At 66.0% G+C, this 12978-nt stretch carries 9 protein-coding genes; 4 read left to right on the top strand and 5 right to left on the bottom strand.

Features of this window, described 5'->3' with window-relative positions; genetic code table 11:
- Positions 1-36 precede the first annotated feature (36 nt).
- The 3 genes from FFS49_RS28660 to FFS49_RS28650 all read left to right on the top strand — a co-directional run bounded on the left by FFS49_RS28660 (position 37) and on the right by FFS49_RS28650 (position 2668).
- On the top strand, positions 37-1002 hold the full coding sequence (locus FFS49_RS28660) for a GlxA family transcriptional regulator (RefSeq protein WP_105815926.1): 966 nt from the start codon (positions 37-39) through the stop codon (positions 1000-1002).
- A 317-nt stretch (positions 1003-1319) separates the two neighbouring features.
- On the top strand, positions 1320-1631 hold the full coding sequence (locus FFS49_RS28655) for a DUF4148 domain-containing protein (RefSeq protein WP_011349305.1): 312 nt from the start codon (positions 1320-1322) through the stop codon (positions 1629-1631).
- Between the two features lie 323 nt (positions 1632-1954).
- Positions 1955-2668, top strand: coding sequence for a dienelactone hydrolase family protein (locus FFS49_RS28650; RefSeq protein WP_039362848.1), 714 nt, complete (start codon positions 1955-1957; stop codon positions 2666-2668).
- A 168-nt stretch (positions 2669-2836) separates the two neighbouring features.
- On the opposite strand, the gene FFS49_RS28645 is transcribed toward FFS49_RS28650, so the two are convergent.
- The 4 genes from FFS49_RS28645 to FFS49_RS28630 all read right to left on the bottom strand — a co-directional run bounded on the left by FFS49_RS28645 (position 2837) and on the right by FFS49_RS28630 (position 9948).
- On the bottom strand, positions 2837-4369 hold the full coding sequence (locus FFS49_RS28645; protein ID WP_137951030.1) for an efflux transporter outer membrane subunit: 1533 nt from the start codon (positions 4367-4369) through the stop codon (positions 2837-2839).
- A 2-nt stretch (positions 4370-4371) separates the two neighbouring features.
- Entirely contained in the window at positions 4372-7563 is a 3192-nt protein-coding gene (locus tag FFS49_RS28640; protein ID WP_039360662.1) for an efflux RND transporter permease subunit, read from the bottom strand.
- 15 nt (positions 7564-7578) lie between these two features.
- Entirely contained in the window at positions 7579-8835 is a 1257-nt protein-coding gene (locus FFS49_RS28635) for an efflux RND transporter periplasmic adaptor subunit (RefSeq protein ID WP_137910209.1), read from the bottom strand.
- 228 nt (positions 8836-9063) lie between these two features.
- Positions 9064-9948: a LysR family transcriptional regulator gene (locus tag FFS49_RS28630; RefSeq protein WP_105816415.1), complete on the bottom strand. Its 885-nt coding sequence runs from the start codon at positions 9946-9948 to the stop codon at positions 9064-9066.
- Between the two features lie 596 nt (positions 9949-10544).
- On the opposite strand from FFS49_RS28630, the gene FFS49_RS28625 reads away from it, so the two are divergent.
- Positions 10545-11525: an AraC family transcriptional regulator gene (locus FFS49_RS28625; protein WP_105816412.1), complete on the top strand. Its 981-nt coding sequence runs from the start codon at positions 10545-10547 to the stop codon at positions 11523-11525.
- Positions 11526-11855: 330 nt separating this feature from the next.
- Here the strand turns inward: FFS49_RS28625 and FFS49_RS28620 are convergent, their stop codons facing one another.
- The gene (locus FFS49_RS28620; protein WP_039372260.1) at positions 11856-12797 is read right to left on the bottom strand and encodes a LysR family transcriptional regulator; all 942 of its coding nucleotides are present in this window, start codon (positions 12795-12797) and stop codon (positions 11856-11858) included.
- Between the last annotated feature and the right edge of the window lie 181 nt (positions 12798-12978).

Genomic DNA, 12978 nt, shown 5'->3' with positions numbered 1-12978 from the left:
GCTATCCGTCGCGTTCGACACAACACACAATCGATCATGCCGAAGATCGTGGGAATTTTCGCCGTTCCGGGCGTTCAACTGCTCGATGTCTCCGCACCGCTCGACGTCTTCGCGCAAGCGAACGTCGAATGCGGGAAGCCGTTCTATACGTTGCGGATCATTGCGAGCGAGTCGGGCCCGATCCGCAGTTCATCCGGTGCGCAATTGCTGCCTGACTGGATCGTTCCCGACATTCCGGAGCGCATCGACACGCTGCTGGTCGCCGGCGCGCCGAGCGCCGGCCGGATCTCGCTGCGCACCGACGTCCTCTCGTGGCTGCGAGCGACTGCCGTGCAGAGCAAGCGCTACGGCTCGATCTGCACCGGCGCGTTCATCCTCGCGGCCACCGGCCTGCTGAAAGGGCGTCACCTGACCACGCACTGGGCCGCGGCCGACGCGCTTGCCGAAGCCTATCCATCGCTCGCCGTCGACGCGGACGCGCTGTACGTGCGCGACGGCAAGCTGCGCACCGGCGCCGGCGTCACGGCCGGGCTCGATCTCGCACTCGCGCTGGTCGAGGAAGATCTCGGCCGCGAGATCGCGCGGCGCGTCGCCGCGCAACTGGTCATGTTCTTCAAGCGCCCGGGCGGACAACTCCAGTTCAGCCGCAAGGGCGAGGCGCGCCCCGCCGGACGTTCGGTACTGCAGGAGGTTCAGCGCTGGATCGCGGCGAATCCGGAACTCGAGCATTCGGTGGCGGAGATGGCGAAGCATGCGGGCATGAGCCCGCGCCACTTCGCACGGCTGTTCCGCGCGGAAGTCGGCATGACGCCGGCCGCATGGGTCGAGGCGACCCGCATTTCGGCCGCCCGCCACTTGCTCGAGAACGGCCACGACACGCCGAAACAGGTCGCCGCGAAATGCGGCTTCGCAAATGTCGATACGCTCAGGCGGTCGTTCACCCGACACGTCGGAATCACGCCTGCCGAATACCGGAAACGGCAGGCGGTCCTGGTCGAGTGACGCGGCAGTTCGCGTGATACCGAACGAACGATATCAACCGCCCCGCGCAGATACTTCGCAATCCGATTTAACTGATCGTTTTGTGGCGCCGACCGATCGACGACATCGCCCCGCACATAGCTCCGTCCGCAGTCCATATCGAGCGCCGGACGGCCGCATAATCATCAGACGAAATACCCGCCAACCCGGATCGTTTACCCAGTTGCAATAATTATTCGCTGGAACGCGTATTTCCGACCGGTAACGCGATCGCTACGATGCAATCAACCGCTGAACGCAACAAGCGAGGCGCGAAATCAATGAAACCGGAGGTCATCATGAAGTCGTTCATCTACGCTGTCGTCGCCGCAACCGCCCTGTCCGCGTCGTACGGTGCATTCGCACAGTCGAACCCGTCGGGCCAGCTGACGCGTGCCCAGGTGCGCGCGGAACTCGTCCAGCTCGAACAGGCCGGCTACAAGCCCGAAGTCTCCGACCAGTATTACCCGCGTGCGTTGCAGACCGCCCAGGCCCGCGTGACGAACGCCGATGAAACCGGCTACGGCGCGCAAGCCGCCGCCGGCGTGCGCGCCGGCCGTGCGATCGCGGTCAAGCAGGACGGCCGCGACTCCGTATATTTCGGCCAGTAAGCAGAGCACGCCCCACGCGTATTCCGATACGCACGCGGCAAACGAGACACCCCGCTCCCGTTCATCGGGGCGGGGTGTTTGCTTTCCGGACGACCGTCTCCGGAGCGGATCGCGCACCTCGATCGAAGCGATCTCGCAGATCGCGAGTCGCACGGCGCGCGTCACGCCGGCAGCCTGTGTTTGCGCATAGAATGGCCGCGTGGTCGGTGCCGGCCGAAACGAACGCGAGCGGAACCACGACGCCCGGCTTGCCCGATCGTCGCCGCGCCCGCAGGCCGGCCCCGATGCCGCACTCATCGCATTTTTCGAAAAGGAGCGGTTTCATGTCTCAAACATCCGGTTCCATGATCACGTTTCGACGCCCGGACGGCCAGGAACTGCAGGGCTATCTTGCCACGCCGGCCAAGACCGAAGGTGCGCCCGCGGTCGTCGTCATCCAGGAATGGTGGGGGCTGAACGACCAGATCCGCGGCGTCGCGGATCGCCTTGCGCGCTGTGGCTACTTCGCGCTCGTGCCCGACCTGTATCGCGGCAAATCGACGGTCGAGGAAGAGGAAGCACACCACCTGATGACCGGGCTCGATTTCGGCGACGCAGCTTCACAGGACATTCCGGGCGCCGTGACGCATCTGAAAACGCTCGCCTCGCGTGTCGCGGTGACGGGTTACTGCATGGGCGGCGCACTCACGCTGCTGTCGCTGCAGTTCGCCGATGCGGATGCGGGCGTCACGTGGTACGGCCTCCCGCCGCTCGACTACCTCGATCCGGCGAAGATCAAGGTGCCGCTGATGGGCCACTGGAGCACGCAGGACGCGTTCTTCGCGATCGACCAGGTCGATGCGCTCGAGAAGAAGCTGACCGATGCAAAGGTCAATGTCGAATTCCATCGCTATCTTGCGCATCACGCGTTCGCGAACGAGACGGCCGTCGGCCCCGGCCGCATCGCCGGCACACAGTTCGATCCGGTATGGTCGCAAATGGCGTGGGATCGCACGCTGACGTTCTTCGGCCGCACGCTTTGGGCGAAGCAGGGGTAACGTCACACCACGTTCGACGCACACTGCCGCCGCGCATGCGTCGGACAGCCGCACAAGGAAAAACGCCACGGACGAAAGTCCGTGGCGTTTTCGTTTTCGCATACGACTGGTATCGGGTAGCTGCTTCGCCCAACGGAAGCGGTCACCCGCTTCCGCGCTTCGTCTGGCTTACCCGTCCATTGCCGTTGCCGCCGCGTGCGCCGGAGCGGCCGCCTTGTCGTAGTCGACCGGCGTATCCGGCGCACGCGGCGTTTCGCCGGCCCGCTGAAGCCAGCCCCCACCCAGCGCACGGTACAAGTCGACCAGATTGGTCCAGCGTGCCAGACGTGCGCTGATCAGCGATTGCTGCGCCGAGTACAGGTCCGTCTGTGCGGTCAGCACCGACAGGTAGCTGTCGACGCCGTTCTTGTAACGCAGGTCCGACAGATCGAAGCGTCGCTGCTGCGCATGCTCGTTGCGCTCGAGCGCGGCGATCTGCTGGTCGTACGTGCCGCGTGCGGCGAGGCCATCCGACACTTCGCGGAATGCCGACTGGATCGCCTTCTCGTAGTTCGCGATCTCGATGCGCTTCTGCACGTGCGCGAGGTTCAGGTTCGCGATGTTCTGACCGCCTTCGAAGATCGGCATCGTGATCTGCGGCGCGAACGACCATGCGGCCGTGCCGGCCTTGAACAGGCCACCCAGCGTCGGGCTGCCGGTGCCGAACGCACCCGTCAGCGAGATCTTCGGGAAGAACGCCGCGCGGGCCGCACCGATGTTCGCGTTCGCGGCCAGCAGCGTCTGCTCGGCCTGCATCACGTCGGGGCGACGCGTCAGCAGATCCGACGGCAGGCCAGCGGGCACATCCGTCAGCAGGTTCTGCGCGTCGAGCGGCCTGCCCGCCGGCAGGTCGTCCGGCAGCGGCTCGCCGATCAGCAGCACCAGCGCATTCAACGCCTGCGCGCGTGCACGCGCCTGCGCCTGCTGGTTCGCGAGCGCCGTCTCGACCACCGTCTGCGCCTGACGCAGCTCGAGCTCGGAGCCCGTGCCGTTGTCGAATTGCAGCTTGGTCAGGTCGTACGACGCCTGCGCGGTCTTCAGCGTGTTCTCCGTGACCTTCAACAGATCGTCGGTCGACAGCAGCGTCAGGTACTGATCCGCCACCTGCGACACCAGCGAGATCTCCGACGCCTGCCGCGCATACGCGGTCGACAGGTACTGCGCGAGCGCCTGGTCCTTCAGGCTCTGCACGCGGCCGAACAGGTCGAGTTCCCACGACGCCGACAGGCCGACGTTGTAGGTCGTCGTGATGTTCCGGCCCGGCGCCACCGCCAGCGCATTCGGCAGGCGCTGACGGTTACCGGCACCCGTCGCATCGAGCGTCGGGAACAACCCCGCGCGCGTGATCTGGTACTGCGCACGCGCGGCCTCGATGTTCAGCACCGATACGCGCAGGTCGCGGTTGTTGTTCAGCGCGATCTCGATCAGCCGCTGCAGGCGCGGGTCGACGAAGAATTCGCGCCAGCCGATGGCGGTCGCAGCTTGCCCGTTCGCGCTGCGCGCGCCGGCCGCACCCGGCTGCGTCGCGTAGACGCCGCCGGCCGGGTACGCCTGCGCGACGGGCGCATCGGGCCGCTTGTAATGCGGCGCCATCGTGCACCCCGCGGCGAACAACGCGACAGCCAGGGCAGCCGCGGTTGCAGTCAAAGCGTGTTTTTGCATCGTTACTGCCCCTTCGAATCGTGTGCGTCGTCGTGACCGCGCTGCAGGTCGCCCTGCACGAGACGCCATGCGTCGTCGACGTTTTCCGTCTCGCCGCTGAAGATCGCGCGAACCCGCACGAAGAACATCGGGATCATGAAGATCGCGAGGAACGTTGCCGTGATCATCCCGCCGATCACGCCCGTACCGATCGCGTGCTGGCTCGCCGAGCCCGCGCCGTTGCTGATCGCAAGCGGCAGCACGCCCAGCATGAACGCGAGCGACGTCATCAGGATCGGACGCAGCCGCAGGCGCGCCGCCTCGATCGCCGCACGCACCGGCCCCATGTTCCCGCTCGCCTGCAACTCGCGCGCGAACTCGACGATCAGGATCGCGTTCTTCGCGGACAAGCCCACGGTAGTCAGCAGGCCGACCTGGAAGAACACGTCGTTCTCGAGGCCGCGCAGCATCGTTGCGAGCAGCGCGCCGACCACGCCGAGCGGCACGACCATGATCACCGAGAACGGGATCGACCAGCTTTCATACAGCGCCGCGAGACACAGGAACACGACGAGAATCGAGATCGCGTACAGGATCGGCGCCTGCGAGCCGGACTGGATTTCCTGGAACGACAGCCCCGTCCACGAGTAGCCAATACCCTCCGGCAACTTGCTCGCGAGCGCCTCCATCGCCGCCATCGCCTGCCCGGTCGACTTGCCTTCCGCGGCCTGCCCCTGGATCTCGATCGACGACACGCCGTTGTATCGTTCGAGCTTCGGCGAACCGTAGCTCCAGTGGCCGGTCGCGAATGCGCTGAACGGCACCATGCCGCCCGTGCTGTTGCGCACGTACCAGATGTTCAAGTCTTCCGGCGTCATCCGGAACGGCGCGTCCGACTGCACGTACACCTTCTTGATCCGGCCATCGGTATCCAGGAAGTTGTTCACGTACTGCGACGCCCACGCGATCGAGAACGTCTGGTCGATCGCGGCAGCGGTCACGCCGAGCGCGTTCGCCTTCTCGCGGTCGATGTCGACCTTGTACTGCGGCGTATCGTTCAGGCCGTTCGGGCGCACGAGTGCCAGCGCGGGATCCTTCGCGGCCATCCCGAGCAACTGCCCGCGCGCGGCCATCAGCGCTTCGTGGCCGAGGCCGGCGTTGTCCGTCAGCTCGAAGTCGAAGCCGGCAGCGGTGCCGAGTTCGGGAATCGACGGCGGGTTGAACGGGATCACCATCGCGTCCTTGTACTGCGCGTAGTGCGCGAAAGTCCGGCCGATCAGCGCCTGCACCTTCTGGTCCGAACGCTGGCGATGCTCGTACGGTTTCAGCTTCACGAACACGAGACCGGCGTTCTGGCCGCGGCCGGCGAAGCTGAAGCCGTTGACCGTGAACACCGAGTCGACCACATCCTTCTCGGTGGTGGTCAGGTACGTGTTGATGTTGTCGAGCGTCTTGCCGGTCGTTTCCTGCGTGGAGCCCGACGGCGTCTGCACGATCATGAACATGTAGCCCTGGTCTTCATCCGGCAGGAACGACTTCGGCAGGCGCACGAACATCACGCCGACCGCGATGAACACGGCCAGGTAGATCACGAGCCAGCGGCCCGAGCGCCGGATCACGTGGTTCACGCCGCCCGTATAGCGATCGCGACTGCGGTCGAAGGTCCGGTTGAACCAGCCGAAGAAGCCCTTCTTCTCTTCATGATGGCCTTGCGGGATCGGCTTGAGGATCGTCGCGCACAATGCCGGCGTCAGAATCAACGCGACGAGCACCGACAGCACCATCGCCGACACGATCGTCAGCGAGAACTGACGATAGATCGCGCCGACCGAGCCACCCGAGAATGCCACCGGCACGAACACTGCCGACAGCACGAGCGCCACGCCGACGAGTGCGCCGGTGATCTGGCCCATCGCCTTGCGGGTCGCCTCCTTCGGTGACAGGCCCTCTTCCGCCATCACCCGCTCGACGTTCTCCACGACCACGATCGCGTCGTCGACAAGCAGGCCGATGGCGAGCACGAGGCCGAACATCGACAGCGTGTTGATCGAGAAGCCTGCGAGGCCCATGATCGCGAACGTGCCGAGCAGCACCACCGGCACCGCGATCGTCGGGATGATCGTCGCCCGCAGGTTCTGCAGGAACAGATACATCACGAGGAACACGAGCACGATGCCTTCGAGCAGCGTCTTGACCACTTCCTCGATCGACAGGCGCACGAACGGCGTCGTGTCGTACGGATAGTGGACGACGAGACCGTGCGGGAAGTACTTCGACAGTTCGTCGATCTTGGCCCGCAACGCCGTCGCAGTGGCGAGCGCGTTCGCGCCGGTCGCGAGCTGGATGCCGAGGCCGGCCGTCGGCTGCCCCATGTACTTCGTGTCGAACGTGTAGTTCTCGGAGCCGAGCGCCGCACGGCCGACATCCTTCAGGCGCACCTGCGAGCCGTCCTGGTTGACCTTCAGCAGGATGTTGCCGAACTGCTCGGGCGTGCGCAGCAGCGTCGACTCGGTGATCGTCGCCTGCAGCATCGTGCCAGGCTTCGCCGGCGTGCCGCCGATCTGGCCGCCCGCGATCTGCACGTTCTGCTGCGTGATCGCGGCAGTCACGTCGGTCGGCGTGAGGCTGTAGTTGGTCAGCTTGACCGGGTCGAGCCAGATGCGCATCGAAAACTGCGAACCGAGCAGCAGCGTCTGGCCGACGCCGTTCACTCGGCTGAGCGGATCGAGCACGTGCGACGCCACGTAGTTCGTCAGGTCCTCCTTCGACATGCTGCCGTCCTCGGAGTTGAACGCGAACCACATCAGCCAGTTGCTGCTCGACTTCGTGACCTGCATGCCGAGCTGCTGCACGACCTGCGGCAGGTTCGGCGTCGCGAGCGACAGCTTGTTCTGCACCTGCACCTGCGCGACGTCCGGATTCGTGCCCGGCGAGAAGGTCAGCGTGATCGTCGCGTTACCCGAGTCATCGCTGGTCGACGACATGTACAGGAAGTTGTCGAGACCGCTCATCTGCTGCTCGATCACCTGCGTCACCGTGTCTTCCACCGTCTTCGCGGAAGCGCCCGGATAGTTCGCCTGGATCTGGATCGTCGGCGGTGCGATCGTCGGATACTGCGCGATCGGCATCTTGAAGATCGATGCGACGCCGGCCAGCATCAGCACGATCGCGATCACCCACGCAAAGATCGGGCGATCGATAAAGAACTTGGCCATGAAACGGACTCCTTGTTATTGCGCGGACGACGCAGCGGTCGAATGCGCGGCAGCATTGGCGACGGTGCTCGCCGGTGCGGCGCCGGATGCATTCGCGGCGCTTGCCGGTGTGCCGGACGCAGCGTCCGGCGCAAGTGCGGGCTGCGCCGCGACGGTCTTCACGGTCGCACCCGGGCGTACCTTGTCGACGCCCTGCACGATCACGTGGTCGCCCGCTTGCAGGCCGCCTTCGACGATCCAGTTCGGGCCGTACGTGCCGGCCGTCGTCAACGGGCGCGTCTCGACCTTGTTGGCCGCGTTCACGACCAGTGCGATCGCCTGGCCCTTCTGGTCATGCGTCACGCCGATCTGCGGCACCAGGAATGCGTTCTCGTTCACGCCTTCCTCGATCCGCGCACGCACGAACATGCCCGGCAGCAGCACGCGGCCCGGGTTCGGGAAGATCGCGCGAATCGTTACCGAGCCGGTGGCCTGGTCGACCGTCACGTCCGAGAACTGCAGCTTGCCGGCTTCCGAATAGGTCTTGCCGTCTTCCAGGATCAGCGACACCTTCGCGGCACCCGGGCCGCTCGTTTTCAGCTTGCCGCTCTGCACGTCCTGGCGCAGCTTCAGCCCGTCGAGGCTCGACTGCGTGAGGTCGACGTACACCGGATCGAGCTGCTGCACCGTCGACAGCAACGTCGCCTGGCTCGCCTGCACGTAGGCGCCCGGCGTCACTTGCGAGATGCCGACGCGGCCGGTGATCGGCGACACGACGTCGGTGTAGCCGAGGTTGATCTGCGCGGTATCGACCGCCGCCTTGCCGGCCGCGACGTCCGCCGCGGCCTGGCCTTGCGTGGCCACTGCGTTGTCGTAATCCTGCTTGCTGACCGCGTTCGCGGCCACCAGCACCTTGTAGCGCGCGACCAGTGCGTTCTGCGTGACGAGGTTCGCCTGCGCCTTCGCGAGCGTCGCCTTCGCGCTGTTCAGCGCGGCGATGTACGGTGCCGGGTCGATCTTGTAGAGGCGCTGACCGGCCTTCACGTCGGTGCCTTCGGTGAATTCGCGGCGCAGCACGATGCCGTCGACCCGCGCGCGCACCTGCGCGACGAGGAACGCGCTGGTGCGGCCCGGCAGTTCGGTCACCGCCGGCACAGCCTGCGGCTGGACGGTGACGACGCCGACTTCCGGCGTTTGCGGCGGCGGTGCCGATTCTTTTTTCCCGCACGCGGCCAGGAAAACGGCAGCCGTTGCAGCAGTGATTAAGCGGTATGGAACCCGTTCGACGCGCATGGAGCGACCTCTCACAAATAGACGACCTTCAATGGGAATCACCAGATCTCCTCGTGACCTGCACGCGCGGCCGGAATGCTGTCGCTTCCCGTTTGCTGCGGATGCGGTCGCGTATTTCGGGCGTGCGTTGCGCCCTGCGGAGCGTTCGTTCGTCGAACTGCTTCCGAGGAAAAAACGTGAGCCCGCAGCACGGGCGGGCGGGCGTTGCTGCGGCGACCAACCGGCCTGCTAGCTCGCGGGCCGGAACGCGGCGCCGGCGAATTCGATGAATGCGCGTGCAGCGGCCGGCAGATGCACAGTGCGTGCATGCGCGAGCTTCAGCGTGACGGGCGCGAGCGGGCGGACCGGAGCAACGCGCACCAGCGTGCCGGCCGCCAGATCGGCTTCGACGAGATACGCGGGCAGCACCGCGGCGCCCATGCCGGCCACGGCCAGCCGCCGTGCCATCTCGAGATGGCCGACGCCCGGGCTGCCGCCGGGCGCCGCGTCGGGTCGAAATGCCGCCGCATCGTCATCGCCGGCCGCCGGCAGATCGAGCCGCACGGCCGTGATGTCCGGCCAGTCGCCCGACGCAGCCGCGCCGCCGTGCGCGTCGACATAACCCGGCGCCGCGACGCGCACGGATTCGTACGCGGCCAGCGTGTGCAGCGCGTGCGCGCCCGTCACCGGCATGCCGTCGGTCAAAAACGCGACATCGATGTCTTCGGATGTCAGGTCGACATGGGCATCGGTCAGCGTCACGGTCGGTCGCACGTCCGGAAACCGGTGCACGAAGCGATCGAGCAATGCGCTCAACTGGCTGAGCCCGAACGCCACCGGCGCGGCAATGCGCAATACGCCTTCCGGCTTGCTGCCCATCGCGACGAAACGACCGTCGATCTCGTCGATCGCACCGAGAATCTGCTCGACGCGCGCGAGATACAGCTCGCCGATTTCCGTCAACGACTGGTGGCAGGTGCTGCGTTGAAGCAGGCGTGCGCCGAGGCGCGTCTCGAGCGCATCGACCAGCCGGCTCGCCATCGCCGTCGACACGCGCAGCCGCGTCGCCGCCCGGCGAAACCCGCCTTCCCTTGCCACCGTCACGAATGCCCGAATCGATTGAAGTTGGTCCATTTGTCCGGATTCCCCTGCGCGGTTGACTGCCTTGACGCGCCGCTTCGTGGCCGCGTCGCGACCGAAATGAAACGGCCCGACCAATGCGGCGGCACCGACGCCGGCTACGCGGGGTCGGTCGGCACGCTCGCGCCAGACGCGCGCCGGCATGCAACGGACGCAAGCCGGCCTCGGCTGGCCCGATGCATGAATATTCGAATAGCAGTCCTGAGTCTTTTCCAGTGATTCGCCACGACAACACCGGCAGCGTCCGCCGGCCATGCGACGGTCATGCCCGCATCGCCCGAGCGCACTGGATCACGTTTGTTTCAGCAGGTGCAATGGTATGAAAACGGCCGGAAAATGGCTTGCCCGATCCTGCGATTGTTTTGCCTTAATTTCCGAATTTGTGCGCTGCACACCGCGCAGCAACCAGCGATGTGGTCGCCGGCCATGCAGATCCGGATGATCGGGCTAATTTCCCACAGGTTTAGGCAATCACGTGCACGCGACTCGCCGTACGATGTGACCGCCGTGCCGGCACCCCTGCCGGGACACCAACAGGGAATCGCAGCCGCGCACCTTGCAGTGACTACTCCGCCATCCGCTCACGCACTATGGAAATCGACGCCCGAACGCCGCAGCTAAAGCGCATCACGCCCGATCACGCCGCTCGGTTGCCGGCCCCGTCGCCCACGGCCCGGCTCGCTACGCTGATCGCCGCTTATGCACCGCACGACGGCACGTTCGAACTCCCGGTACGCGGCATGCGCATCGGCCGTGCCTCCGCGTCTCCGCCGCACTGGAACCACGGCGTGCACCACGCGTGCCTGAGCATCGTCGGGCAAGGCGCGAAATCGACGCGGGTCGGCGACGACACCTACGTGACCGACGAATCGCGAATGATGGTCGCGACCGCGGACCTGCCCGTCACCGGCCGCGTGATACGCGCGAACCCGGCCGAGCCGTTCCTTTACGTGCAACTCGATCTCGCCCCGGACCGCATCGCGGCACTCACGCCGCGCGTGTTTCCGCACGGGCTGCCGAAGGCGGTCGACTACGGCGCGCTCGACACGCACGATACGCCGCCGGAAATCGTCGACGCCATCGCGCGCCTGATGCAGTTGATCGCGCAACCGGACGACATCGACCTGCTCGCGCCGCTGATCGTCGACGAGATCCTCATCCGGCTGCTGCGCGGCCCGTCGGGCGCGCGCGTCGCGCAGGTCGGCGTGGCAGATTCGGCGACGCAGCGCATCTCGCGCGCCGTCGCCTGGATTCGCGACCACTACCTCGACCCGATGACGGTCGAATCGCTCGCGCGGCAGGTCGACATGAGCCCGTCGACTTTCCATCACCACTTCCGTGCGGTCACGTCGATGAGCCCGTTGCAATGCCAGAAGGTATTGCGGCTGCAGGAGGCACGGCGCCTCATGTGCCTGTCGGCAATGGATGCGCGGCAGGCGTGCCGCAGTGTCGGCTATGTGAGTGCGTCGCAGTTCAGCCGCGAATACGCACGCCTGTTCGGCGATGCGCCGGGCCGCGACGTGCTGAAGCTGCGCGACGAAGCCGTGCCGCTATCCCGCGTCGCGCCATAGGCCGGCTGGACGTGTGCCCGATTGCGGACGGTGTGGCACAGCCATTGCGCCGTTGAGCCGTTGCGTGGCCGGCGGGACCGTCAAGCGGATGCAGCTTTGCGCACGCATGCGATGAAGCCGGTCGAACCGATTCCAGGGGGGTGGCTCCACACACCGAACCAACGATGCTCGATATCGAAAGCAAGCGCTTTCATAAGGGCACGCCGGTTGCCTGGGCATCATTGCCCGGGTCGGTCATGAGGACGTGGCCGATATCCGCGTCAAATACAGAACTGCATATTATTGACGCAATCGACCGCAACTTCGTACTCACATGCCGAAGGTTCGACTTCAGGACTTGCAGGAAGCATGCAGCGCGGCTTCGTCGGCGGCCAGCATTTCGGGCACGCACTCGCGCAGGAAATCGACGAACGTACGGATCTTCGCATCGAGATACTGGCGCGATGCATACAGCGTGTAGACCGTCAGTTTCTGCAACCGGTAGTCGGGCAGCACGCGCACCAGCGAGCCGCTCGCCAGCGCGGGCAACGCCGACGACATCGGCAACGAACCGATGCCGAGGCCGGCGCGCAGCGCGGCGCCGAGCGCATCGGCGATGTTCACCTGGAAATCCGGCAATGGCAGGTCGAACGTCTCGGGGCCGTCGGGACCGTCGAGATGCCAGCGGTCGCGTGGAAACACGGGCGTGACGATCTGCAGGCACGCATGGCCATCGAGATCGCGCACCGTGCGCGGCGTACCGCGCTCCTTCAGATATGCGGGCGACGCACACAGCACGCTGTGCACCTCGCCGAGCCGCTGCGACACGAGCCCCGAATCGGGCAACTCCGTCGCGCTCAACTGCAACGACACGTCGTAGCCTTCGTCGATGATGTCGGGCACGTGCTGCGACAGCGTCAGCTCGACCGCGACCGATGGATAGCGCTGCCGGTAGCGCACGACCGCGGGCACCACGTAGGCCTGGCCGAAGCTCGTCGTCGCATGGACATGCAGCCTCCCGGACGGCTTTGCCTGTGCGTCGGCCGCCTCGGATTCCGCTTCTTCGATATAACCGAGGATGCGCTGGCAGCGGTCGAGATAGCGCTGCCCGGCGTCGGTCAGCGCGATGCGGCGCGTGCTGCGGTTGAGCAGGCGCGTGCGCAGGTGCGTTTCGAGCTGCGCGACCGACCGCGATGCGTAAGCCGTCGTGATGTCCAGGCGCTGGGCTGCGCTCGTGAAGCTGCCCTCTTCCGCCACCCGGACGAAAATGCGCATCATCTGTAACGTGTCCATCGACCTGTCCCCGGGATTGAGATCACGTCGCGCCACCGCGCGACGATGGTGCCGGCAGCGCCGGCGCAGGCCGGTCTGGCGCGAATTGTGCGGAACAGTACAGCAGCAGTGCAGACGTGTCCAGTTCGCCGTATGCGGCGTGATCCGGATGCCGAATCGTCTCGCCGAGTCGCCGTGCGCA

Source organism: Burkholderia sp. 4NA327C6 (genome assembly GCF_005502655.1).
Classification (GTDB): Bacteria; Pseudomonadota; Gammaproteobacteria; order Burkholderiales; family Burkholderiaceae; genus Burkholderia; species Burkholderia contaminans.
This window is presented reverse-complemented; position numbering and strand designations above follow the sequence as displayed.